19 protein-coding genes and 1 tRNA gene are annotated in these 24,200 nt (G+C 70.6%); 7 read left to right on the forward strand and 13 right to left on the reverse strand.

From position 1 onward, the window contains the following. The 6 genes from STRIP9103_RS36265 to STRIP9103_RS36290 form a co-directional block, all read right to left on the reverse strand. A partial coding sequence (locus STRIP9103_RS36265; protein WP_048821616.1) for an MBL fold metallo-hydrolase occupies positions 1–896 on the reverse strand: 896 nt, incomplete at its 3' end. Positions 897–1,059: 163 nt separating this feature from the next. Next, positions 1,060–1,356 (reverse strand): hypothetical protein, encoded by a 297-nt coding sequence (locus tag STRIP9103_RS36270; RefSeq protein ID WP_009331522.1) that lies wholly within the window; start codon positions 1,354–1,356, stop codon positions 1,060–1,062. 132 nt (positions 1,357–1,488) lie between these two features. After that, positions 1,489–1,812: a DUF202 domain-containing protein gene (locus STRIP9103_RS36275; RefSeq protein WP_009331541.1), complete on the reverse strand. Its 324-nt coding sequence runs from the start codon at positions 1,810–1,812 to the stop codon at positions 1,489–1,491. Next, the gene (locus STRIP9103_RS36280) at positions 1,809–2,201 is read right to left on the reverse strand and encodes a YidH family protein (protein WP_009331553.1); all 393 of its coding nucleotides are present in this window, start codon (positions 2,199–2,201) and stop codon (positions 1,809–1,811) included. Before STRIP9103_RS36280 ends, STRIP9103_RS36275 begins: the two co-directional genes overlap by 4 nt. Before the next feature lie 244 nt (positions 2,202–2,445). Then, a complete protein-coding gene (locus STRIP9103_RS36285) occupies positions 2,446–2,961 on the reverse strand; it encodes an NUDIX domain-containing protein (protein WP_009331547.1) in 516 nt (171 codons plus the stop codon). 64 nt (positions 2,962–3,025) lie between these two features. Next, positions 3,026–3,925, reverse strand: a complete 900-nt coding sequence (locus STRIP9103_RS36290; protein ID WP_009331559.1) for a DMT family transporter — start codon at positions 3,923–3,925, stop codon at positions 3,026–3,028. 246 nt (positions 3,926–4,171) lie between these two features. Between STRIP9103_RS36290 and STRIP9103_RS36295 the strand changes: the two genes are divergently transcribed. The 3 genes from STRIP9103_RS36295 (at position 4,172) to STRIP9103_RS36305 (ending at position 7,407) form a co-directional block, all read left to right on the forward strand. Then, the gene (locus STRIP9103_RS36295) at positions 4,172–5,827 is read left to right on the forward strand and encodes an FAD-binding dehydrogenase (protein ID WP_009331545.1); all 1,656 of its coding nucleotides are present in this window, start codon (positions 4,172–4,174) and stop codon (positions 5,825–5,827) included. Between the two features lie 148 nt (positions 5,828–5,975). After that, positions 5,976–6,797: a molybdopterin-dependent oxidoreductase gene (locus tag STRIP9103_RS36300; RefSeq protein ID WP_009331525.1), complete on the forward strand. Its 822-nt coding sequence runs from the start codon at positions 5,976–5,978 to the stop codon at positions 6,795–6,797. Next, positions 6,781–7,407, forward strand: coding sequence for a cytochrome b/b6 domain-containing protein (locus STRIP9103_RS36305; protein WP_048821617.1), 627 nt, complete (start codon positions 6,781–6,783; stop codon positions 7,405–7,407). The genes STRIP9103_RS36300 and STRIP9103_RS36305 overlap by 17 nt, the downstream gene beginning before the upstream one ends. A gap of 907 nt (positions 7,408–8,314) precedes the next feature. Here the strand turns inward: STRIP9103_RS36305 and STRIP9103_RS36310 are convergent. Next, positions 8,315–9,712, reverse strand: a complete 1,398-nt coding sequence (locus tag STRIP9103_RS36310; protein ID WP_009331557.1) for a GntT/GntP/DsdX family permease — start codon at positions 9,710–9,712, stop codon at positions 8,315–8,317. Positions 9,713–9,902: 190 nt separating this feature from the next. Further along, positions 9,903–10,418, reverse strand: coding sequence for a gluconokinase (locus STRIP9103_RS36315; RefSeq protein ID WP_048821619.1), 516 nt, complete (start codon positions 10,416–10,418; stop codon positions 9,903–9,905). Between the two features lie 143 nt (positions 10,419–10,561). Here STRIP9103_RS36315 and STRIP9103_RS36320 point away from each other — a divergent pair, with 143 nt between their 5' ends. Beyond that, positions 10,562–11,287, forward strand: a complete 726-nt coding sequence (locus STRIP9103_RS36320; protein WP_009331528.1) for a FadR/GntR family transcriptional regulator — start codon at positions 10,562–10,564, stop codon at positions 11,285–11,287. A gap of 1 nt (position 11,288) precedes the next feature. Here STRIP9103_RS36320 and STRIP9103_RS47580 read toward each other — a convergent pair whose 3' ends face one another. The 3 genes from STRIP9103_RS47580 to STRIP9103_RS36335 all read right to left on the reverse strand — a co-directional run bounded on the left by STRIP9103_RS47580 (position 11,289) and on the right by STRIP9103_RS36335 (position 17,412). Further along, complete coding sequence (locus STRIP9103_RS47580; protein ID WP_009331539.1) at positions 11,289–11,774, reverse strand: YchJ family protein; 486 nt, start codon at positions 11,772–11,774, stop codon at positions 11,289–11,291. A 305-nt stretch (positions 11,775–12,079) separates the two neighbouring features. Further along, positions 12,080–13,477, reverse strand: coding sequence for a M1 family metallopeptidase (locus STRIP9103_RS36330; protein ID WP_009331520.1), 1,398 nt, complete (start codon positions 13,475–13,477; stop codon positions 12,080–12,082). Positions 13,478–13,542: 65 nt separating this feature from the next. Further along, entirely contained in the window at positions 13,543–17,412 is a 3,870-nt protein-coding gene (locus STRIP9103_RS36335; RefSeq protein WP_009331530.1) for a Pls/PosA family non-ribosomal peptide synthetase, read from the reverse strand. 361 nt (positions 17,413–17,773) lie between these two features. On the opposite strand from STRIP9103_RS36335, the gene STRIP9103_RS36340 reads away from it, so the two are divergent. Further along, positions 17,774–21,523, forward strand: a complete 3,750-nt coding sequence (locus STRIP9103_RS36340; RefSeq protein ID WP_009331535.1) for a helix-turn-helix domain-containing protein — start codon at positions 17,774–17,776, stop codon at positions 21,521–21,523. Positions 21,524–21,548: 25 nt separating this feature from the next. Here STRIP9103_RS36340 and STRIP9103_RS36345 read toward each other — a convergent pair whose 3' ends face one another. Both STRIP9103_RS36345 and STRIP9103_RS36350 read right to left on the reverse strand, forming a co-directional pair. Next, complete coding sequence (locus tag STRIP9103_RS36345; RefSeq protein ID WP_009331549.1) at positions 21,549–21,755, reverse strand: hypothetical protein; 207 nt, start codon at positions 21,753–21,755, stop codon at positions 21,549–21,551. Between the two features lie 340 nt (positions 21,756–22,095). Continuing rightward, positions 22,096–22,183, reverse strand: a tRNA-Leu gene (locus STRIP9103_RS36350). A 199-nt stretch (positions 22,184–22,382) separates the two neighbouring features. On the opposite strand from STRIP9103_RS36350, the gene STRIP9103_RS36355 reads away from it, so the two are divergent. Then, the gene (locus STRIP9103_RS36355; protein ID WP_009331543.1) at positions 22,383–23,708 is read left to right on the forward strand and encodes a M20/M25/M40 family metallo-hydrolase; all 1,326 of its coding nucleotides are present in this window, start codon (positions 22,383–22,385) and stop codon (positions 23,706–23,708) included. Between the two features lie 217 nt (positions 23,709–23,925). Next, a complete protein-coding gene (chpH, locus tag STRIP9103_RS36360; protein WP_009331532.1) occupies positions 23,926–24,159 on the forward strand; it encodes a chaplin ChpH in 234 nt (77 codons plus the stop codon). The last annotated feature ends 41 nt before the right edge of the window (positions 24,160–24,200 follow it).

Consider the following 24,200-nt stretch of genomic DNA (forward strand, 5'->3'; position numbering starts at 1 on the left):
ATCATCTCCCCGCCGTTGATGGTCGCCATGTCCATGAATCCCGCGAACGGGTCCACGCCCTCACCCTCGGGCAGCCCGTCCAGTTCGGCGTAGGCCCGGCGCAGATTCGCCACCAGCCGCTCGCTCTCGGGCAGGTCCGCGTACTCGCCGAGGTCCGTGCTCCGGGCCGCCTCCAGAGGCGTGAGCCCCGCCGCGTGCGACTTCTCGGCGACCTCCGCCACGAACCGCATGTACCGCTCCGCCCGGTCGAACGCCGAGGGGTCGGTGACCGGCCCGTGCCCCGGTACGACGGTCTCGGCACCCAGCTCCCGCATCAGGTCGAGCGCCCGCAGCGAACCGCTCAGCGACCCCATCAGGAAGAACGGCGTCCCGCCCTCGAACACCAGGTCCCCGGCGAACAGCACCCGCCGATGCGGCAGCCAGACGATCGAGTCGCCGACCGTGTGCGAGATGCCGGGGTGGATGATCTGGGCCTCGATGTCACCGACGTGCAGGGTCATCCGGTCGTCGTACGTCATGTCGGCGCCCTTGATGCTGACGTCCCCGAAGTCGGTCTGCGGCCACAGCAGATGAAGGTGCTGCCCACTGGCCAGGGCCTCGCGGCGGCACGCGGAGTGCGAGACGAGGGTGGCGTTCGGCGTGAAGAAGCCGTTGCCGTAGGTGTGGTCCCCGTGGTGGTGGGTGTTCACCAGCAAACGGGGCTTCGGGACGCCGGTGGCGTCGAGCGCGGCACCCAGGGCGCGGGTCCGGCGCTCCGTCGCCGCGGTGTCCACGAGCAGGGTGGTCGTCCCGTCGCTCACGAAACCGGAGTTGTTGAGACACCAACCGCCGTCCGGCTGCACATATGCGTACACATCGCTCGCCAACTCGACGGTGTACGGCTCTTCTGCGGTCATCATGTTTCCCTTCGTCCCCCCGATCGTCGCCAACTGGTGCTCAGAGCCTGCCAGTCGGTGACGATCAACGGGAATCCGGGGTGCGCGGAAACAGTGCAGGTGGCTGTGCTGATGCCGGGCCGCCCCCGCCGGTCGCCGTTGTCGGCGGATGGACGGGTCTGCCTCAGTGATCGTCCCAATGGCCGTCGTGCGCGGCGTGCCGGTGACCGTCGTGCACGTAGTCCACATGGTCCCCGTGCGTGACCGCGTCGTGCCCGCAGTCCTCGCCGTGTGCGTGGGAGTGCCCCTCGTGGGAGGTGTGCCCGCTCGGCTCGCACTCGTCCCAGTGACCGGAGTGCTCACGGTGCAGATGCCCGTCGTGCGCGTAGTCGGTGTGGTCGCCGTGCGGCACGGCGGTGTGTCCGCAGTCCGGGCCGTGGGCGTGGTCGTGGACGGGGTGTTCCTGGTGAAGGGTGGTCATGACGCTCGCCTTCGGTGGTGACCGGTCTGACGTGGTCAGGCTAGTCACACAAGCCCCAATTCTTCCCTTTTGAAACTCCATGCGAGCCCCAAGGGCGGCCCACGTTTCGGTCAGAACACCAGCGCCGCTCGGTCAGAACACCAGCGCCGCGCCGCACACCGCGAGGGCGATCGTGCACAGGGCGGCTGCGGCGGCGACCCGGGGCGAGAGAGCGGCGGGTCGCCGCCGCGCGAGGGCGCCGATCCGCCGGTGGGCGAGGCCCAGGAAGCCCAGCCACAGCGCCGCGCACAGGGCGGCGGCCACCACGCCGGACGCCGGCGACCCGTCGTGCAGCGCCGACTTCGCCGCGAGTACGGCGATCACGGCGCCCGTGAGGGTCGTACGCCGCCATGCGAGCCGGGTGCGCTCGGGCTGCAACCCGGGGTCCCGCTCGACGGTCCGGTGCCGAGGGGTCACCCCTCCCACCCCAGCAGGACGACCACCACCATCGCGAGGGCGACGACGGCGACCACCACACCGAGCATCGCCGGGAAGCGCGACACCGGCAGATCCTCGCCGCGCCGCATGGCCCGCTCGCAACGCACCCAGTGGTTGACCGCGCGGAACGCGCACAGTACGCCGGCGGCGAGCAGCGCGAGTGCCAGTCCGACGCGCCAGCCCCAGCGGAGGTCCGGCAGGAACTGGTCGACCGCGAAGCCGCCGCCGATCAGTGCGAGGGCGGTGCGCAGCCAGGCGAGGAAGGTCCGCTCGTTCGCCAGGGAGAACCGGTAGTCGGGCGTCCCGCCCTCCTCTCGGATCTCCTCCGGCGCGAACCACAGCCGGACGTTCCGCACAAACTCGATCACGCCCAGGACACTACCGCCCACTCACAGCGCAGCCGCGGTGAGTGGGTACGTGCGGCCCGCGCCCCTGAAGGAGCGCGGGGCTGCATCGGTTTGCGGCTCCGCCGTGTGGGCGCGAGCAACCCCCACCCACCCGCAGTCGCCGACAAACCGCCCGGACCGAGCCATAAGGCGAAGCGGGGTCGAAGGGGCGGCAGCCCCTGGGAGCGGGGATGGGCAGGGGCGGCGGGGGCGGAACACCGTTGTGTCACCCGGCACCCCACCACCCCCGCAACCGCTCCCACGCCGCCCTCCCATCCGGCGCCCACTCCCACTCACCCAACCGCCGCTCGACTTCCGCCTCCGACAGAAACCCGTACCAGTCGACTTCCTCCACCTGCGGCTCCACCGCCACCTCACACCGCACCTCGTACACGGCCGACCACCAACTCCCCCCGGCCCCGTCGTCGTAGAGGAACTTGAACAGCGGAACGGGCCGAGGCAACCCGGAGACCCCCAGCTCCTCCTCGGCCTCGCGCAGCGCAGCCGCGTCGTAGCTCTCGCCCGCCCCCGCGACCCCACCCACGAACAGGTCGTACAGGGACGGAAAGACCAGCTTCGTCGGCGTCCGGCGATGGACGAAGATCCGCCCCTCGCCGTCCCGTACCAGCACGAACACGACCCGATGCCGCATCCCGCGCGCATACACCTCCCCGCGCGGGGCCTGCCCGATGACCTGGTCGTTCTCGTCCACGATGTCGAGGATCTCGTCGGCGGCGCTCATGAACCCATCCCATTCATGAGCCCATCCAAACAGGGCCGGGGCAGCGGCTCACCCCCACGGCCCCTCAGCCCTGCTGCAGCTCCCCCATCCGATCCACCCGCCCCACAGCGGACCCGCACGGCATCGCCGGATGCATCCCGAGCAGTACGACCCCGACGACGATGCCCGTGAGACCGGCCGCCTCCCAGGCGAGGGCACCGGCGTCCGTGCGGAGCCGGTCGCCGAGGAAGCCCACTCCGCAGACGATCCCGGCGAGCGGCTGGGCGGCGGTGAGGGCGGGCAACGACATCCGCAGGGGCGCCGTCTCGAAGGCGCTCTGCACCAACAGCAGCCCGGTGACGCCGAGCAGCAGCACCCCGTACGGCTGCCACGTGGTGAGCAGCCCACCCCAGCCGCCCTCGGCGAACCGCTGCCCGCTGACCCGGGTGAGCGCGTCCTGGACGCCGTAGAGGAGCCCGGCCGCGACGGCCAGCAGCACCGGTCCGGCGCTGAGCCGGGACCGCTTGGCGTAGGCCGTGAGGAGCAGCGCGAGGCCCAGCATGACGCCGATGATCAGCCACTGCCGGAAGGGATCGGTGCGAGCGTCGCCCCCCTCGGGCCGACCGGTCACGATGAAGGCGGTCACGCCGCCGGCGAGGAGGACGAGACCCGCCCAGCCCTGGCGGCCCAGCGGCTGTCGGGTCTGCCGGCGGGAGAGGACGAGCGCGAAGAGGAGGTTGGTGGCGAGCAGGGGTTCCACGAGGGTGACCTCGCCCTGGCTCAGCGCGAGCGCGCCCAGCGCCATGCCGCACACCATCAGCCCGATCCCGCCGAGCCAGCGCGGCATCCGCATCAGGTCGAGCAGCAGTCGTGGCGAGAGGAAGTCGGTCATCGGGGCGTGCGCGGCGGCCTGTTGCTGGAGGACGAAACCGAAGCCCAGACAGCACGCGGCGCTCACGGCGAGGATCAGGACGAGAACCGACATGCTGGGTACCTCGGGTGATCAACAGGGGACATAAGGGGCAAGGCGCCTGCCCGCAGGACTCTAACCAGCCGGCCGGGGACCGCGTGTAAGCGGAGACACATCCGGACAGTTGACTAGGTCACTTCCGTACCGAAGGATCAGATGCCAAAGTTGCTGACCGGCCAGTAACAAAGCGCTGGGCGGTGTTCGGTGCGCCCTGGCCCGCCGCCCCCGCTTGCCTGACCCGTTCCCGAGAGGACGTCCTCCATGTCGTACGACGCAGATGTGATCGTGATCGGGGCGGGCCTCGCCGGGCTCGCGGCGACCGCGGAGCTCGTCGACGCCGGTCGCAAGGTGATCCTCCTCGACCAGGAGCCCGAGCAGTCGATCGGCGGCCAGGCGCACTGGTCGTTCGGCGGACTCTTCTTCGTCGACTCGCCCGAACAGCGCCGTCTGCGCATCAAGGACAGCCACGCCCTCGCCCTCCAGGACTGGATGGGCACCGCCGCCTTCGACCGGGAGGAGGACCACTGGCCGCGCAAGTGGGCCGAGGCGTACGTCGACTTCGCGGCCGGGGAGAAGCGCTCCTGGCTGTACCGGCAGGGCGTCCGGTTCTTCCCGGTGGTCGGCTGGGCCGAGCGCGGCGGCTACGACGCCAACGGCCACGGCAACTCCGTCCCCCGCTTCCACATCACCTGGGGCACCGGGCCGGGGCTCGTCGCGCCCTTCGAGCGCCGGGTGCGGGAGGGCGTGGCCCGGGGGCTGGTCCAGCTGAAGTTCCGGCACCGGGTGACCGGGCTCTCGCGCAGCGGGGGCGCCGTCGACACCGTCACCGGCGAGATCCTGGCGCCGTCGACCATCCAGCGCGGCCAGGCCAGCAGCCGCGACGTCACCGGTGCCTTCGAATTCAAGGCCCAGGCCGTGATCGTCACCTCGGGCGGCATCGGGGGCAACCACGACCTGGTCCGCGCCAACTGGCCGAAGCGCCTCGGCAACCCCCCGGAGAAGATGATCTCCGGTGTCCCCGCCCACGTCGACGGCAAGATGCTCGCCATCGCCGAGGAGGCCGGCGCCCACCTCATCAACCGCGACCGCATGTGGCACTACACCGAGGGCATCCAGAACTGGAACCCCATCTGGGAGAACCACGGCATACGCGTCCTCCCCGGCCCTTCGTCGTTGTGGCTCGACGCGCGCGGCAAGCGACTGCCGGTGCCGCTGTTCCCCGGCTTCGACACCCTCGGCACGCTCGAACACATCATGAAGACCGGGTACGACTACACCTGGTTCGTGCTCGACCAGAAGATCATCGGCAAGGAGTTCGCCCTCTCCGGCTCCGAGCAGAACCCCGACCTCACCGGCAAGTCCATCAAGGACGTCTTCATACGGGCCCGCGCGGACGTTCCCGGCCCGGTGAAGGCCTTCATGGACCACGGCGTCGACTTCGTGGTCGAGAAGGACCTCGGTTCGCTGGTGCGCGGCATGAACGCGCTCACCAAGGAACCCCTGATCGACGAGGCCGAGCTGCGCCGCGAGATCGTCTCCCGTGACCGCGAGGTCGCCAACCCCTTCACCAAGGACCTCCAGGTCATGGCGATCCGGGGCGCACGCAACTACCTCGGCGACAAGCTGATCCGCACCGCCACCCCGCACCGCATCCTCGACCCCAAGGCCGGCCCGCTCATCGCCGTCCGCCTCAACATCCTCACCCGCAAGACCCTCGGCGGCCTGGAGACCGACCTCTCCTCCCGCGTCCTCACCGAGGGCGGCGACCCGCTGGACGGCGTCTACGCGGCGGGCGAGGCGGCCGGCTTCGGCGGCGGCGGCGTCCACGGCTACCGCTCCCTGGAGGGCACGTTCCTCGGCGGCTGCCTTTTCTCGGGCCGCACGGCGGGGCGCGCGGCGGCGAAGGCGACGGCCTGAGCGACGTCTGCGCGCGGGTGACCGATGCCCGTGTACACATGACCGGCGCCCGTGCACAGATGACCGACGCCTGTGCACAGATGACGGAACCCTGACGATTGCCCGCCGCCCCTGGCCCGACCGGGGCGGCGGGTGTTCGAATCAGTATGTGAACCCTGAACATCCCGAAGCGCGGGAAGCGCCGAGGGAGCACCCCGAAGACCAGGAACCGACAGAGCGCGCGGAGGACCAGGAAACGACCGCGCACGCAGAGGACCAGGAACCGGAGCGCGGCGCCCCCATCGGCCGCCGCATCCTCCTCGGCACCCTGGGCCTCGGCGCCCTCGGTGTGGTCTCCGCGCCCGTGCTCCAGCGCGGCCTGGAAGCCTTCCTCGGCGAGGCGGCCCAGAAGGACCCCACGGGCCTGACCGGCCTGCTCCCCAACGGCGGCGGCTTCCGCTACTACTCGGTGACGTCGTCCGTGCCCCGCAAGACCGCGAAGAACTATCGCCTCACCGTCGGCGGCCTGGTCGACAAGCCGACGTCGTACACCCTGGACGAGCTGCGGGCGATGCCCCAGACGCGGATGGTGCGCGACGTCCAGTGCGTGACCGGCTGGCGGGTGCCGGACACGCCGTTCGAGGGCGTACGACTCTCCGAACTGCTCGACGCGGCCGGAGTGCGCTCCTCGGCCGGCGCGGTCCGGTTCACCTGCTTCGACGGGGCGTACACGGAGAGCCTCACGCTCGAACAGGCCCGGCGCGCGGACGTCCTGGTCGCCCTGCGCATGCAGGACAAGGACCTCGGCCACAACCACGGCGGCCCGGTACGTCTGTACGTCGCCCCCATGTACTTCTACAAGTCGGCGAAGTGGCTCTCCGGCATCGAGGTCACGGAGAAGGTCCGGCCCGGCTACTGGGAGAACCGGGGCTACGACATCGACGCGTGGGTCGGCCGATCGAACGGGCGGGACGATGAACCGACGACTTGAGGCCCCGCCGGTGGAGGCCGCCGACGCCACCCGCGTCCGGCGCTTCACCCCCGCAGAACGCTGGATCCACCGCACGACGGCGGCCCTGATGGGCATCTGCGTGGCGACGGCCGCCTGCCTGTACGTCCCCGCCCTCGCCGAACTGGTCGGCCGCCGGGCCCTGGTGGTGACGGTCCACAAATGGACGGGCTTGCTCCTGCCCCTCCCGGTCCTCGCAGGCCTGGCCTCCCGGGCGTTCCGCGCCGACCTGGGCCGACTGAACCGCTGGGGCCCGCACGACCGTCTCTGGCTCCGCGCGGCCCGCCGCCGCGTTCCCGGCCGCCCCGCCGCCAAGTTCAACGCCGGCCAGAAGCTCTACGCCGCCTGGATCGCCGGCGCCACCCTGGTCATGCTCGCCACCGGCCTGCTGATGTGGTTCACCCACCTCACCCCCCTGGCCTGGCGCACCAGCGCCACCTTCGTCCACGACTGGCTGTCGCTGACGATCGGCATAGTCCTGGCCGGCCACATAGGCATGGCCCTGGCCGACCCAGAGGCCCGCCGAGGCCTGCGAACGGGACTGGTGACCCGAGACTGGGCAGACCGAGAACACCCGCTCTGGCGCCCGTAGCACCACGACGCCCGCCCCGCCGGGGGGCACACACCGTCGGGCCGATGGCCGGGGGCCTCGGCTCTGGCGGCCGTAGTGCTCGGGCCGGGTGTGCTGCCGGGGCGCACGCTGCTGGGCTGGGTGGGAAGAGCGCCGTAGCAGTGGACGGCCGTGCTGCCGGGCTGATGCTGCTGGCCGGGTGGGTGGGTGGCTTCGGCTGTGGCGGTTGTGGTGTTTGGGGTCGGGTGTGTTGTCGGGGTGCATGCTGCTGGGCTGGGTGGGAAGAGCGCCGTAGCAGTGGACGGCCGTGCTGCCGGGCTGATGCTGCTGGCCGGGTGGGTGGGTGGCTTCGGCTGTGGCGGTTGTGGTGTTTGGGGTCGGGTGTGTTGTCGGGGTGCATGCTGCTGGGCCGGGTGGAAAGAGCGGCCGTAGCACCGGACGGCCGTGCCGCCGGGCCGGGCGGTCAGAGGGCACTCCGGCGGCCGTAGCCTTGCGGACGGCCGTGGGGCCGGGCACATGCTGTCGGGTCGGCGGACGGGGAGCACCCGCTCTGGCGCCCGTAGTGCTGAGCACGGTCGCGCCGCCGTGCGCCCGCCGCGAGGCCGTCCCCTGTCGGCACCGTCGATCGCCGCCGCCGTGGCGGGAAAGAGGGGGCAGCGCAGGAGAGGGCATCGGCCTCTCCGAGCCCCGGTCGATCTGAAACTCCCGGGCACCCTTCTCCGCCGCGACGGCGCTCAGCCACGATGGTGGTCCCCAGCGGTGCCGAGCCCCCGGCAACCACTCCGCCCTGCCGCTGGACCGCCCTCCCGAGACCCCCGGCGCTCCCTGAACCCCCGTCACGCAATTCCGCCGCCGTGGCGCTCAGCCACGACGGCGGAATCCTGCGGTGCCGATCTCCCGGCAACCACCCACCAAGCCTCCGGCGCCCCTAGATCACCAGGGACAACAGCAGCACGATCGCCCCCGCCACCACCGAAATGATCGTCTCCATGACCGACCAGCTCTTGATGGTCTGTCCGACGCTCAGCCCGAAGTACTCCTTGACCATCCAGAACCCGGCGTCGTTGACATGGCTGAAGAAGAGCGACCCGGCACCGATGGCCAGCACCAGCAGGGCGGCGTGGGTCGTCGACATGTCCGCGGCCAACGGCGCCACCAGCCCCGCCGCCGAGATCGTGGCGACGGTCGCCGACCCCGTGGCCAGCCGGATGGCCACGGCGATCAGCCACGCCAGCAACAGCGCCGGGATCGACCAGTCCTCGGAGATGTCCAGGATCATCTGCCCGACACCGGAGTCGATCAGCGTCTGCTTGAAGCCGCCACCCGCACCGACGATCAGCAGGATGCCCGCGATGGGCGCGAGGGACGTCTCGACGGTCGACGACAGCCGCCCCTTGGCGAACCCGGCCGCCCGCCCCAGCGTGAACATGCCCACGATCACCGCCGCGAGCAGCGCGATCAGCGGCGAGCCGACGACGTCGAACACCCGCTGCACCATCTGCTCGGGGTCGTCCACGACGATGTCGACCAGCGCCTTGGCCAGCATCAGCACCACAGGCAGCAGTACGGTCGCGACGGTGGCTCCGAAGCCGGGCCGCTTCTCCAACTCCTCAGATGCGCGCGCCGGGATCATGCGCTCGGGCACCGGTACGTCCACCCACCGGGCCGCGTACTTGGAGAACAGCGGCCCGGCGATGATCACGGTAGGTATGGCGACGAGCAGCCCCAGCGCCAGCGTCACCCCCAGATTGGCCTTCACGGCGTCGATCGCGACCAGCGGACCGGGATGCGGCGGTATCAGCCCGTGCATGACGGACAGACCGGCGAGCGCGGGAACACCGATGCGCATCAGCGAGTAGCCGCCGCGCTTGGCGACCATCAGCACCACGGGGATCAGCAGCACGATCCCGACCTCGAAGAACAGCGGCAGTCCGATCACGGAGGCGATCAGCACCATCGCCCACGGCATGGCCCGCCCCTGGGCCTTGGCGAGGATCGTGTCGACTATCTGATCGGCGCCCCCGGAGTCCGCGAGCAGCTTGCCGAGGATCGCGCCCAGCGCGATGAGCACACCCACGCCGGCCACGGTCGACCCGAGCCCGGCGGTGAAGCTCGCGATCGCCTTGTCCAACGGCGCCCCGGCGAACGCACCGAGCGCGAGCGAGCCGATGGTCAGCGCCAGAAAGGCATGGACCTTGAACCTGGTGATGAGCAGAACGATGACGGTGATGCCGAGCAGTACGGCGATACCAAGTTGAGCGTGCCCCGCCGAGGTGATCGGCTCGACGGGGTCCGCTGCCAGCATCTCGACGCTGAGTCTGGTCACGGTGAGTCCTTGAGTGGGGAGGGCAAAGAAAGTTGCGGTGAGACGGTGAAGTGAGACGTCGAGGACGTCGAGGACGTCGAAGAGAACTTCGAAGAAGCCGAAGAAGTCGAAGAAGGACGTCGAAGTGAGACGTCGCAGTGAGACGGTGAAGCGAAACGACCCGGTCGCCGCCGGGGCAGGGCTACGACGCCTACGACGCCCGGTCGAGCCCCCGCAGCGCGGTGAACGCCCGCTCGGCGATCTCCTCGGGGCTCCCCGAGACATCGACCGCCACCCCCGCCTCGTCCGCCTCCAGCGGCTGCAGCGTGGCGAACTGCGAGTCGAGCAGCGCCGTCGGCATGAAGTGCCCCCGCCGGTGCGCCATCCGGTCCTCGATGAGCTCGCGGTCACCGGTCAGGTGCACGAAGACGAGCCCGGGCGCGACGGCCCGCAACCGATCCCGGTAACCACGCTTCAGCGCCGAGCAGCTGACCACCCCGCCGAGCCCCGCCCGATCGTGCGCCCAGCGGCCGATGGCGTCCAGCCATGGCCACCGGTCCGCGTCCTGCAGCGGAATCCCGGCCGACATCTTGGCGATGTTGGCCTCGGGGTGGAAGTCGTCGCCCTCGGCGTACGGCACGCCGAGCCTGGCCGCGAGCAGGGGACCGATCGTGGTCTTCCCGGTGCCTGCCACGCCCATCACCACGACGACGGGAGGGGTACCCATCGCTACCTCGCTGTCCTCGTCGACATCTGTGACGTCACGCGACGTCGACGACACTGAAACCCATTAGGTACGACGAATTCAAGCCCTCGACGCAAATAAGTCTGACTTTTTCTTCGACTCCCTGGCCTCGTACCCTGATCCCCATGACCACACCGGGCCGGGGGCTGCACGGCCGAGTACTCGAAACCCTCGGACCGGCGATCACGGCGGGCGAGTACCCGCCGGGCAGCGTGCTGCGCACGGACGAACTCGCCCAGACCTTCGAGGTGTCGCGCTCCGTGATGCGCGAGGCGGTCCGCGTCCTGGAGTCCATGCATCTCGTCGAGTCCCGCCGCCGGGTCGGCGTGATCGTCCGCCCGACCGCCGAGTGGAACGTCTACGACCCCCAGGTGATCCGCTGGCGCCTGGCCGGCGCGGACCGCCCCCGCCAACTGCGCTCGCTCACCGTGCTCCGCTCGGCCGTCGAACCGATCGCCGCGGGCCTCGCCGCCCGCAACGCCACCGCCGAACAGTGCGCCGAAATCACCGAGTGCGCCATCGGCATGGTCGCCAACTCACGCGGCCACAGACTGGAGGGCTACCTCCACCACGACGTCGCCTTCCACCGCCTGATCCTCAACGCCTCCGGCAACGAGATGTTCGCCCGCCTCGGCGATGTGGTCGAGGAGGTCCTGGCCGGCCGCACCCACCACGAGGTCATGTTCCCCGACCCCGACCCGGCCGCCGTGACCCTCCACGTCCAGGTCGCCGAAGCCATCCGCGAGGGCAACGCCCCCCGGGCCGAAGAACTCACCCGGGAAATCACCGAGGGCGCCCTCAAGGAACTGGACATCCTGGCCCCCAACGGCCACGCCCCGACGGCCGATTGACCTACTCCAGAAACTCCCCGTCCACATAGACCCAGGCCCCGTCCACCCGCTCGAACCGACTCCGCTCATGCAGCGAACCGTCCTGGAACGACGCGCGAAAGGTGACGGTGCCGGTCGTGTGGAAGGCCGAGCCATCGGTGGTGGCCAGGATCTCCAGGCCGGTCCAACGCACCCCGGGGTCGAGCCCCAGACTCGCCGGCCGGGTCCGTGGGTGCCAGGTACGCAGCAGGTACGCCTCGTCACGTACGACGTAGGCGCTGTACCGCGACCGCATCAGAGCCTCGGCGGTCGGCGCGGCGGCACCACCGGAGTGGAAGCGCCCACAGCAACGCTCGTACGCCTCGGGAAGCCCGCACGGGCAAGGCCGAGCGGCGCTCGAAGAAGCCCCGGCCGAAGCCTCCGCCGAAGTCCGGGCCGAAGACCTGCCCTTACCGGCGGCCTTGGGAGAGCCCTTCGAGGTGGTCCTGGACCTGCGGCGCGACGACATGCCCCCATTCTGCCCGGCCCGACCCCAGCCCCCGCCTCGGCCCCCGACCCCAGCCCCCGCCTTCGCCTCCGATCCCGGCCCCCGCCTTCGCCTCCGATCCCGGCCCCCGCCTTCGCCTCCGATCCCGGCCCCCGCCTTCGCCTCCGATCCCGGCCCCCGCCTTGGCCTCCGATCCCGGCCCCCGCCTTGGCCTCCGATCCCGGCCCCCGCCTCGGCCCCCGATCCCAGCCCCCGCCTCGGCCCCCGATCCCGGCCAAGGCCTTGGCCCTCGACCCGAGCCCCAGCTCCCAGCCCCGGTCCCAGCCCTACGCCGACCCCGCGTTGGTCGGCGGATAGGGCGGTCGAGCCGGTACGGCGGGTCTCCTCGGCGACGGCGGCACCGGCGTCGGCAGCGGCGGCAACGGTGTCTCGTACAGCCACGCCGTGAACACGTCGTCCAGCGGTCCGTCGGCGTACCGCGCGGCGTGCGCCGTGAACGCCGCCGTCGTGACGGCACCGCCCCGATGGATGCTCGACCAGCCGCGCAGCATGCGGAAGAACGCGTCGTCGCCCAGGGCGCAGCGGATCGCGTGGACGGTCAGGCCACCGCGCTCGTAGAGGCGGTCGTCGAACATCAGCTTGCGTCCCGGGTCGGCCAGCCGCAGATCCTGGGGGAGCCCCGACAGCCTCTGGTGCGCGGTGGCGGCCAGTTGCTGCGCCGTGCGCCCGCCCGACCGCTCCGACCACAGCCACTCGGCGTACTTGGCGAAACCTTCATTCAGCCAGATGTGCCGCCAGTCGGCGATGGACACGTTGTTGCCGAACCACTGATGGGCCAGCTCGTGCGCGACCAGCCGCTCCCAACCACGCGCCCCATCCACATGGTTGGCGCCGAACAGCGACAACCCCTGTGCCTCGACGGGGACATCGAGCTCCTCCTCGGTCACCACCACCGCGTACTCACCGAACGGATACGGCCCGAAGAGCTCCTCGAACAGCTCCATCATGGCCGGCTGCCGGGCGAAGTCCCTGGAGAACTGGGTGAGTAGATGCGCCGGGATGTGCCCGGTCTGCGGCACACCCCCCGGACCGGGGTCGCCCAGCAGGACCGTCTGGTACTTGCCGATCGACAGCCCCACCAGATAGCTCGACGTCGGCGCCGACTGCTCGTACACCCAGGTCGTCGTGGACGCCTTCGTCGTACGGGTCAGCAGCCGGCCGCCCGCCACCACCTGGTACGCGGACGGCGTGGTGACCGAGATCTGGTACGACGCCTTGTCGGCCGGCCGGTCGTTGCACGGGTACCAGGACGGCGCCCCGACCGGCTGGCTCGCCACCAGCGCCCCGTCGGTCAGCTCCTCCCAACCGATGCCGCCCCAGGGGCTGTTCACCGGCTTGGGATTGCCCGACCAGTGGACCTCGACGGTGAAGGCGGCCCCGGCCCGGATCGGCTTGGCGGGCCGGACGCGCAGCCTGCCGCCCCGGTGCGTGTAGTGCGGCGCCCGGCCGTCCACCCGCACCCGGCCGATCTTGAAGTCGGCGAGGTTCAGCTGGAACTCGCCGAGCGCGGCCCGGCCCGCTATGGCGTTCAGCCGCGCGGTTCCGGACAGCCGGTTCGGACCCGGGCGGTAGTCCACGGCGACCTCGTAGCGGTGCACCCGGTAACGGGGGTCACCGTTCGCCGGGAAGTACGGGTCCGGACCCTGAGACTGCTGAACCGCCACTGCCGCTTCTGCTCCCCGCTCTGCGCTCGTACGACCTCCACCGTCCCCCGACGCGGCGGAAGCCGTCACCGGCGACGCCATGCCTCGATCGGGTTGCCCAGCCACCGGGTGTCGTCGGGAACGGACTCCGCGGCCATGACCAGCGACGCCGGCCCCAGCGTGGTGCGGGCCCCGACCACGCTGCCGGGCAGGACGATTCCGCCCGGGCCCAACGTGGCACCCTCACGGAGTTCAACAGTATCCGTCCGCAAGATCCGGTCGTGGAAGAGGTGGGTCTGGAGCACACATCCCCGGTTCACCGTGGCCCCGTCACCGAGCGTGACCAGGTCGGTCTCCGGCAGCCAGTAGCTCTCCACCCACACGCCCCTGCCGATCCGCGCCCCGAGCCCGCGCAGCCAGCCGTTCATCAGCGACGTCCCCGGCACCGACCCGACCAGCCACGGCACGGCCAGCACCTCCACGAAGGTGTCCGCCAGCTCGTTGCGCCACACGAAACCGCTCCACAGCGGATGCTCACCGCTGCGGTGCCGCCCCACGAGCAGCCACTTCGCGACGACGGCCACCAGACAGGCCAGCAGGCCCGCGCCGAGCAGGACGACCCCGCCCAGCAGCCAGACCCAGCCGCCCAGCGAGCTCAGCACCGCCACCGTCAGCACCGCCAGCCCGGCCGAGCAGAACACCGGCACGATCCGGCACAGCTCCACCAGGGCCCGCGCCCACAGCAGCCGCGCGGGCGGCTCGTACGTACGGCTCTGGTCACCGCCGGCCGTCGACCGGGGCAGCCTCATCGGCGGCAGCCCCAGATACGAGCTGCCCTTCTTGGCCTTCTTCGGCGTCGCCGACAGCACCCCGACGAGCCCGCCGTCCGGCACCGAACGCCCCGGCGCGGTCATCCCGGAGTTCCCGAGGAACGCCCGCCGCCCGATCTCGGCCCGCCCGATCCGCATCCAGCCGCCGCCCAGCTCGTACGGCGCGGTCAGTGTGTCGTCCGCCAGGAACGCCCCGTCCCCGACCTTGGTCAGACTCGGCAGCGCCAGCACCGTGGACACCTCGGCGCCCTTGCCGATCCGCATCCCGAGCAACCGCAGCCAGACCGGCGTCACCAGCCCGGCGTACAGCGGGAACAGCGTCTCCCGCGACCTGTCCATCAGCTGCGTGACCGTCCAGGCCTGCCACCCGACCCTGCTGTGCGTGGGATGCGTGCCCTCGTGCAGCCCCAGGCTCAGCAGCCGTACGGCGACGAGCAGCAGCAGCGCGTACACCGCCCCGAACGCGAGCGTGGCGGGCACCAGCCCGAGCGCCGCACCCCGCAGCGCCTCGCCGAGCCCGGCCTCCGGGTCCACGAACAGGCTCACCACGGCCAGCGCGGCGACCAGGGCGACCAGCGGCAGCGCGGTCAGACCGGCGCCGGTCGCACCGTACGTCGCCCGCCAGAACAGCCCCCGCCGTGGCCGCTCCTTGGGCCAGCTCCGCTTCGCCTTGCCCAGCTTCACGGCGGGCGCCCCGGCCCAGCGCTGCCCGGTGGGGATCTGCCCGGCCACGGCGGAACCCGGCGCCACCTCGGCCCGCTTGCCGACCCTGGCCCCCGGCAGCAGCAGACTCCGCGTCCCGACCACCGCACCGGCGCCCACCTTCACGGCCCCGATCTCCAGCCGGTCCCCGTCCAGCCAGTACCCGGAGAGGTCCACCTCGGACTCCACGGCCGCGCCCCGCCCGAGCTTCAGCAGCCCGGTCACCGGCGGCAGCGCGTGCAGATCCACATCGGCCCCGACCTTGGCGCCCAGCGCCCGCGCGTACCGCTCCAGCCAGACCCCGGTCAGCGACGTCGCCCCGCAGAACTCGGACAGCCGCTCGGCCGTCCACAGCCGCAGATGCACGCTCCCACCACGCGGGTACCGGCCCGGCTCGACCCCGCGCAGCAGCAGCCGCGCCCCGCCCGCCGCGACCGCGAGCCGCCCCGGCGGGCTGTAGAACAGCACCGCCCCGGCCCCGACGGCCCACCAGGGCGCGGTCGGCAGCCAGGCGTACGACCCCAACAGGTTCCCCAGCGCCGCGAGCGGAACGATCCAGCGCAGCCCGAGCAGCGTGAACAGCGGGACGAGCAGCAGCAGTTGGACGACCCGCGCCCGTACCGGCACGGGCGCCACGACACGCTGGGAGCCGTCCTCCTGACCGGACTCCTCCAGATACCGGGCCAGCTTCCGCAGGGTCGGCCGCTGGTAGATGTCGAGGACGGCGACGCTCGGGTACCGGCTCCGCAGCCTCGTCGTCAGCTGGGCGGCGGCCAGGCTGCCCCCACCGATCGTGAAGAAGTCGTCCTCCGCACTGCCGACCGGCACTCCGAGCACTTCGGCCCACTGCTCGGCGAGCCACGCCTCGGTGCCGTACAACTCCTCGGCCGGCCCGGCGTTCTCCAACTCCGCGAGCGGCCACGGCAGCGCGTTCCGGTCGACCTTCCCGGACGTCCGGGTCGGCAGTTCGGTCACGGGGGCCAGCAGCGGCACCAACGCGGCGGGCAACTCGGCCCGCAGCTTCTCCACGGCCGCCGCGTGGTTCCAGCCGTCCTGGGTGACGACATAGCCGACCAGCAGCTGATTGCCGCTCCGCGCGGTCCGTACGGCCGCCGCCGCACCCGCGACACCGGGCAGCGCCTGCAGGGCGGCGTCCACCTCGCCCAGCTCGATCCGCCGCCCGCCGAGCTTGATCTGCTCGTCGGCCCGCCCGAGGAAGACCAACCCCTCCGGCTCGGCCTTCACGAGGTCACCGCTGCGGTAGGCGCGCTCCCACCCCAGCGACTCCAGCGGCGCGTACTTCTCCGCGTCCTTCTCGGCATCGAGATACCGCGCGAGCCCCACCCCACCGATGACCAACTGCCCGCTGCCGCCCATCGGCACGGGCTCCCCGGCCTCGTCGACGACGGCCAGCTCCCACCCGTCCAGCGGCAGCCCGATCCGGATGGGCTCCGCACCGGACATGAGCGAGGCACAGGCAACCACAGTCGCCTCGGTCGGCCCGTATGTGTTCCAGACCTCCCGGCCCTCCGTCACCAGCCGCTGCGCCAGCTCGGGCGGGCAGGCCTCACCGCCGAAGATCAGCAGCCGTACGTCGTTGAGTGTCTCGGGCTCCCACAGCGCGGCCAGCGTCGGCACGGTCGACACGACGGTGATCTCCTGCTCGACCAGCCAGGGCCCGAGATCGGCACCGCTCCTGACCTGGGAACGCGGCACCGGAACCAGACAGGCCCCGTACCGCCAGGCCAGCCACATCTCCTCACAGGACGCGTCGAAGGCCACCGAAAGCCCCGCCATCACCCGGTCCCCGGGCCCGATCGGCTCCTCGAGGAGGAACAACTGGGCTTCGGCGTCCACGAAGGCCGCCGCACTGCGATGGCTCACGGCGACGCCCTTGGGCTTGCCGGTCGACCCGGAGGTGAAGATGATCCACGCGTCGTGCTCGACGCCGGGCCGCCCGGCGGGGGAGTCCGAGGCGCCCTGGACGGTGATCCGGTGCCCGGCACCGATGACCGCCCGCACCTCCGCCTCCCCGAACACCAGCTCGGCCCGCTCATCGGGGTCCTCGGCGTCCACGGGAACGTAGGCGGCACCCACCGCGAGCACGGCGAGGATCGCCACGTAGAGGTCATTGGTGCCGGACGGCACACGGACGCCGACCCGGTCGCCGAGCCCGACCCCGGCGGCGCCCAGCTCGCGCCGCAACCGCTCCACCTCTACGGCCAGCGCCCGGTAGGTGAGCCGCCGTTTCCCGTCGTCCAGCGCGGGTTCGTCCGGATACGACCGTACGGACGCCTCGAACACGTCGACGAGTGTGCGCGGCGAGGGAGCCGGTCCCGCGCTGAACCGCGCCGATCCGTCGAATCCCTCGGTCAGCTCTCCGTCGAGCAGCGTGAGTTCGGGACTTTCGTATACGGCGGCCATCGGATCCTCGCCTCTCGCACCCGGACCATCCGGGGGCACCGGCGGGCCACCAGGTCTGCCTGGGGATGTTCCGGTCCGGCGCCGAACAAGCCCCATACTCTAGTGCTCGGGTGACTACGGCCTGTCGTGACGGCCAGGCGGGGGCATCCGAGAGACGACTCGGAGACATGGGGCTGTCTATCGTGACCTGGGGTTTCTTCGGCGCGGCGAGATGTCGCGCACATTTCGTCGCGGGATCGGATAAACCCGCCGCACAGGCATCGAAGGGTTCTCGCACCGGCCCGGGCGGCACCGGCACCCCGAACCACTGTCCGTCCTTGAGTTCCGCCTTCGACGAGCCGCGTGACAAGGGGAGCGCCGCGTGTCCACCAGTGCCCTGATGGCCGCCTTCTGGCGCCCGCTGAGAAAGATGATCAAGGACCGCGGCGTCAGCCGGGCCAAACTGCGCAGACAGCTGTGCCTCAGCGAATCCGCCCTGTCCGAACTGCTCAATGGCAAGCGTGCCACGGCCCCCAGCTGGGACGTGGTGACGACGATCCTGCGCGCCTGCGGAGAGATGGAGGACTCCGCATTCATCCACTGGCGCAAGACGCTGACCAACCTGGAGACGGAACTCGACGTCGTCGCCGCACGGCAGCAGAGCGAACGGCCACAGGCCCTGGCCGAACCCGCTGAGTCCGCTGAGTCCGCTGAGTCCGCTGACTGCTCCGTCTGCACCGACGAGTACGAGGACGAGCGTTTTCGGTCGTACATTCGGGAGTTGTCGAGCGACGGATGGCGGATCAGATCCTTCAGCGCGGCTGCTCGCGTCCTCGCCGGTCGGCGTCCGGTTCTCCGCCGCGACGCCGAGAAGCTCGTCGAGAACGAACTGGAATCCCGGGAGGAACTGGAAGTCCTCCGCGATTCCTTCGACGGCATCGCCCGGCGCATGCTGGCCGGCCTCGGCGCCGGGGTGCGCCGAGCCTGTCACGTTCACCGGGTGGGACTCCTGCGCGCGGCGCACACCATTCTGCTCCTGGAGGGCGGCGTCAGGAGTCCGGCGCTCGACAGCGTATGGGCCGACGACCCGGCGCCCGACGGGGTCGATGTGGAAGGCCTGTTCGGCACGGTCCTCGGCGACGGGACCCTCGCCTCCGGGGCACTGCCCATCACCGACGTGCCTTACATCGACCACCGCGCCCGGCTCCTGGCGCACTACACCGAGTTCGCCGAGCAGTGGGCGAAAGCGGAGACCCGCCCTGTGGCCGAGGAAGCCACGGCCGTATACGAAGCGCGCCTCGCGGAACTGGCCGCCGATTGCCCGGAGCTGTTCGTGTGGGCGAGCATGCTGGACGGCCCGAAGGCGGTACGTGCCCTGGACGCCTGTCCGACGGGCGAGGCACGCGACCGGCTGGAGTCGCTGTACCGGGAGGTACACGCGCGAAACGGAGGCCTGGACGGCCTGGAGATCCTCCTGCGGGCCCTTTCCCGCAAGACGACGCCGGGGGTGTGGCCGGCCCGGCTCTCGGAGATCTACCGCTACGAACTGAACTGCCCCATCTCGCCCATCGGGGAGACCGGCGACGACGAACCGACACCCCACATCCCGCGTCTCGCCAAGGGATATGTCAACCCCGCCTTCCGCACCGCCGTCCACAGCCCCGGCGGCATGCCCCACGTCGACGCCTGGTGGAGCACCCGCCCGCTGAGCGAAGAGATCCAGGGCTTCCTGGCCGCCCACCTCACCGGTTTCCCGACGGTCCGCCCGCTGATCGTTCTGGGCGACCCCGGCGCGGGCAAGTCACTGCTCACACGGCTGCTCGCTGCCCGTCTCCCGCCCGAGGACTATCTGCCCATCAGGATCGAACTCCGCAATGTCTCCGCCGACGTCGACATCCTCGAACAGATCCGTCAGGCATTGCGGCACGCCACCCTCATGGACGTCACCTGGGCCACCGTCACGGAGCTGTCCGACGGAGTGCTGCCCGTACTGATCTTCGACGGTTTCGATGAACTGCTCCAGGCCAGTGGCGCCGATCACTGGCGCTACCTGCAGGACATCGCCGACTTCCAGCAGGCGTCGGCCCGGAGCGGACTCCCGGTCGCCGCGATCGTCACCAGCCGCACCGTCGTCGCCGACCAGGCCAAGTTCCCCGACAACAGCGTAATCATCCGTCTGGAACCCTTCGATGCCAGCCGCATCGCCCGCTGGACGGATACCTGGAATTCGGCCAACGCCGGCTACTTCAGGCGCAACGCCCTTCCTCCACTCCGCCGCGATCTGGGCGCCCTCTACCCGGACCTGGCGGCACAGCCCCTCCTGCTGCTCATGCTGGCCCTGTACTTCGGCGTCGAACAGGGAACAGGGCCCATACAGGTCGACCCCGCCTCCATGAGCCGCGTCGATCTGTACGAACGGCTGCTGCGCCTCTTCGTTCGCCGCCAGATCATCAAACTGGAGCCCAGGCTGCGACCAGAGGCCCTGGAGGAGCGCATCGAGAACGAACTGGATCTCCTGTCGGTCATCGCCGCCGCCATGTTCAACCGTGGCCGCCAAGGCGTCAGCGCCGAGGAGGCCGACAACGACCTGCGCTTCCTGCGCGCACCCGACAACAGGGCCGCCTGCCCGGAGGCCGGGCTCGTCTTCGGAAGGTTCTTCTTCATCCACGAGGCCAGGGCCACCTCCAAGCGTGGGACCGCCCGACGCTGGTACGAATTCCTCCACGCCACATTCGGCGAGCACCTGGTCGCCCGGAAGATCGCCCGCACCCTGGCACACTGCCCCGACCACGGCCCGCACGACGGCTTGCTGTTCGACCTGCTCTCCCACTCCTTGCTGACCGACCGCGCGCAGATCATCGACAACCTCCGCGACTTCCTCCCCACCTGGGAAGCCGTACGCCCCCTCTTCCCCACCGCGCTCGACGAGCGCTCCGCCGAGAGCCGCACCGGCTACACGGCGAGACCGGCCCGCGTCACCCACCGCCACGCCTGCTACAGCGCGAACCTCCTGCTGCTCGCCCTGGCCCGGGGGCAAGTGGTCAACTTCTCTGAGCTCACCGACGACACCGCAGACCCGGTCGCCCAGTGGAGCGAGCACGCTCTGCTCTGGAAGTCGCAGCTCCCTCCAGACTCCTGGGACGCCTTCACCCGCGCGGTGGGCAGCGTGCCCCAGAGGGCGATCGTCGGCAAGGCGGAAGGACGGCGTGACATCGCCCTGTGCCTGAACCGGCACGAGCTGCCCGAGACGGCGAGCCGCGCGGCCTGGGTGCTGGACCCGCCTGGAGGGGAGACAACACCGGAAGGGGAAGAACCACTGTCCACGGGCGACCGGTGGCACGAGACTCTGCGCCGCTCACGTCTGCTGTACGACCGTGACGTGGAGCTCGTGCTGGAGCCGGCGCTGCCGGTGTTCGAGGAACTCAACGATCTCACCAGCGCATACACCGTCGATCCCTTCGGACAGGGAGCGTCCGTGGCCCACGCCCTGGTCGCCCTGCTGCTGTGTGAACCCGCTCCCGCCCGGGACCTGACGACACGCTACGAAGCGTGCCTGCGTGCCCTCGACACCTCCGTGGGCCCGTGGGCGAAAGAGCGCCTTGTCGCACTGGTGAGTCACAGGCTGGCCGGTGAGAGCGACCGGCTTCCCGCGAACTTCGTGAGCGACGCGGTGTGGACACTGGCAAACGAGTGGACCAGCACCAGACCCATCTCCAACAAGGACGAAAGGACACCCCTCCATCTGCTCTCCGTAGCCTGCCGCTTGCTCGCCCGTGCTCCCGACGAGCAACTGGCCGTCACCGCCGCGAGGCTTCTCGCGCTCGAACCCGCAAGCGTGGTGAGCCACCTGGCCATCGGCTCCGGCTCGGACGCGCATGTGCCGGACACCATGAGCACGGGCCGGGTGCTCGCCCTCCTCTTCCGCCTGATCGAGACCATCGCCGAACCGGGAACGCGTGCCCTTTCGGGCCTCCGGCTGCTGAAACTGGCTGTCGCTCTCGACCAGCGCGAGTGGTGCGACGAGCACGGCACACGAGTGCTCGACATGTTGGACACCACCGTCCTGGAGGGGCTGCTCCCGTCGGAGGAGGAGTACGTGAGGGGGCGGTGGGGCGGCACCTTCGACGAGTGAGTGCCGCCCACACGAAACAGCTCCCTCAGCTCGCGTCCCTGTCGTCGGCGATGAGCCGGTCCAGCTTCTCGGCGAACCAGAGCGAGACGGCTCCCGTGACGACCGGCCCCACCCCGGGCAGTGGCTCTCCGACGAGCTGCCCCAGCGTCTCGGCGACGGTCCCCGCCACCGACCCGGCGGCTACGGCGGTCCCCATGATCACCGCGCTCCGCAAGGTGACGATCTTGCCCATGACGTCCTCCCGGACTAGTAGGTGATCTCACTCTCGCGAGGCCGCGAACGACAGTGGCCGGACACCGAAACAGACCGAAGCCACTGATGAATGCCCAGGTCAACGCGGTGGGGCCGGACTGCTTCACCGAAGTACGCCGAAGTCGGCCGAAGGTGTGAGCCGGGTTGTGCCGTCGCCCGGCGCCCTCACCCCACTTCGGCGGGTGAGCCGCTGTGCCCCGGCACCAGCCGGGACGCGAGGACGGCGGCTCCCGCTCGCGGTGCCGACCATGATCCCGCGGCCGACAGCCGCAGAGGGAGCCCGGAAAAGCAAGAAGCCCCTGATGAACAGGGGCTTCAGCTGGTGTCCGAGGGGGGACTTGAACCCCCACGCCCGATAAAGGGCACTAGCACCTCAAGCTAGCGCGTCTGCCATTCCGCCACCCGGACAAGGTGTCTGTCGCGCGGGGTTCCCCTCGCGGCGACGAAGGAAACATTACCAGGCTTACGAGGGCCCTCGATCACGCCCCGTTCGGGGGAGGGCTGGGCGTGAACGGCGTGTGACGGGCCGGTCCCGGTCTTGGGGCGGGCGGTGGGGCAGGAGGAGGATGAGGGGGAACCACCAGCAGCGACAGCGGGAGGAACCAGCGTGAGCGACACGGACACGGCCAGGAGCGTGACCGGCGAGGACGAGGTCGTCGACCTCTGCCGCGAGCTGATCCAGATCGACACCAGCAACTACGGCGACCACTCGGGCCCGGGGGAGCGCAAGGCCGCCGAGTACGTCGCCGAGAAGCTCGCCGAGGTGGGGCTCGAACCGAAGATCTTCGAGTCGCACCCGGGCCGCGCCTCCACGGTGGCCCGCATCGAGGGCGAGGATCCGTCCCGGCCCGCGCTGCTCATCCACGGCCACACCGACGTCGTACCGGCCAACGCGGCGGACTGGACCCACCACCCGTTCTCCGGCGAGGTCGCGGACGGCTGTGTGTGGGGCCGGGGCGCGGTCGACATGAAGGACATGGACGCGATGACGCTGGCGGTCGTACGCGACCGGCTGCGCAGCGGTCGCAAGCCCCCGCGCGACATCGTGCTCGCCTTCCTCGCGGACGAGGAGGCGGGCGGCACGTACGGCGCCAAGCACCTGGTGAAGAACCACGCGGATCTCTTCGAGGGCGTCACCGAGGCGATCAGCGAGGTCGGCGGCTTCTCGTTCACCGTGAGCGAGGAGCGGCGGCTCTATCTGATCCAGACGGCCGAGAAGGGCATGCACTGGATGAAGCTGACCGTGGCCGGTACCGCGGGGCACGGTTCGATGATCCACCGGGACAACGCCATCACCGAACTGTCGGAGGCCGTCGCGCGGGTCGGTAGGCACAGGTTCCCGGTGCGGGTCACCAAGACGACCCGGGCCTTCCTCGACGAACTCGGCGACGCGCTCGGCACCGAACTCGACCCGGAGAACATGGAGAGCACCCTCGCCAAACTCGGCGGCATCGCCAAGCTCATCGGCGCCACCCTCAGCAACACCGCCAACCCGACCCAGCTCGCCGCCGGCTACAAGGTCAACGTCATCCCCGGCGAGGCCACCGCGCACGTCGACGGACGGTTCCTGCCGGGGTACGAGGAGGAGTTCCTCGCCGATCTCGACCGGCTGCTCGGCCCGAACGTACGGCGCGAGGACACCCACTCCGACAAGGCGCTGGAGACCTCCTTCGACGGGGCGCTCGTGGAGGCCATGCAGTCCGCGCTGGTCGCCGAGGACCCGGCCGCCAAGGCGATCCCGTACATGCTCTCCGGCGGCACGGACGCCAAGTCCTTCGACGATCTCGGCATCCGGGGCTTCGGCTTCGCGCCGCTCAAGCTGCCGCCGGAGCTGGACTTCGCGGGCATGTTCCACGGCGTCGACGAAAGGGTGCCGGTGGAGGGTTTGAAGTTCGGTGTGCGCGTGCTCGACCGGTTCATCGACGCGTCCTGACCTTCCGTGCGCCTTCCCTGATGGCTGCTGGCGGAGCCTGAACCGGCCTTGTTCTGTCCGGAATTGTGTGCTGAAACGAGACTCCCATAATCGGCAGCGCGTACGAAGGTCAACCGTGGCGAGTGAATCGGACCATAGGCTCGTAGCTCGATTACTCCCTCCTCGTTACAGGTGATGCGACTCGCTACTGGGGTCGCATTGCCAACAAGGAGGAATAATGATCAAGAAGGTCGTCGCTGCTGCGGCTGCCACCGGTGGTCTGGTGCTCGCGGGTGCGGGTCTGGCTGTCGCCGACGCCGGTGCCCAGGGTGCCGCCGTGCACTCCCCGGGTGTCGCGTCCGGCAACGTCGTCCAGGTGCCCGTCCACGTCCCCGTGAACGTGTGCGGCAACACGATCAACGTGATCGGGCTGCTGAACCCCGCCTTCGGCAACACCTGCATCAACAAGTGACGTTGTGCCTCACCCGATGAGGGTCCGATAACCGTCGGCCC

Source organism: Streptomyces ipomoeae 91-03, from assembly GCF_000317595.1.
Taxonomy (GTDB): Bacteria; Actinomycetota; Actinomycetes; order Streptomycetales; family Streptomycetaceae; genus Streptomyces; species Streptomyces ipomoeae.

Coding starts and splice junctions, on each gene's coding strand:
- STRIP9103_RS36270 (WP_009331522.1), bottom strand. CDS start 1,356: ATGACCACCCTTCACCAGGAACACCCCGTCCACGACCACGCCCACGGC.
- STRIP9103_RS36285 (WP_009331547.1), bottom strand. CDS start 2,961: ATGAGCGCCGCCGACGAGATCCTCGACATCGTGGACGAGAACGACCAG.
- STRIP9103_RS36290 (WP_009331559.1), bottom strand. CDS start 3,925: ATGTCGGTTCTCGTCCTGATCCTCGCCGTGAGCGCCGCGTGCTGTCTG.
- STRIP9103_RS36295 (WP_009331545.1), top strand. CDS start 4,172: ATGTCGTACGACGCAGATGTGATCGTGATCGGGGCGGGCCTCGCCGGG.
- STRIP9103_RS36305 (WP_048821617.1), top strand. CDS start 6,781: ATGAACCGACGACTTGAGGCCCCGCCGGTGGAGGCCGCCGACGCCACC.
- STRIP9103_RS36315 (WP_048821619.1), bottom strand. CDS start 10,418: ATGGGTACCCCTCCCGTCGTCGTGGTGATGGGCGTGGCAGGCACCGGG.
- STRIP9103_RS36320 (WP_009331528.1), top strand. CDS start 10,562: ATGACCACACCGGGCCGGGGGCTGCACGGCCGAGTACTCGAAACCCTC.
- STRIP9103_RS47580 (WP_009331539.1), bottom strand. CDS start 11,774: ATGTCGTCGCGCCGCAGGTCCAGGACCACCTCGAAGGGCTCTCCCAAG.
- STRIP9103_RS36335 (WP_009331530.1), bottom strand. CDS start 17,412: ATGGCCGCCGTATACGAAAGTCCCGAACTCACGCTGCTCGACGGAGAG.
- STRIP9103_RS36345 (WP_009331549.1), bottom strand. CDS start 21,755: ATGGGCAAGATCGTCACCTTGCGGAGCGCGGTGATCATGGGGACCGCC.
- chpH (WP_009331532.1), top strand. CDS start 23,926: ATGATCAAGAAGGTCGTCGCTGCTGCGGCTGCCACCGGTGGTCTGGTG.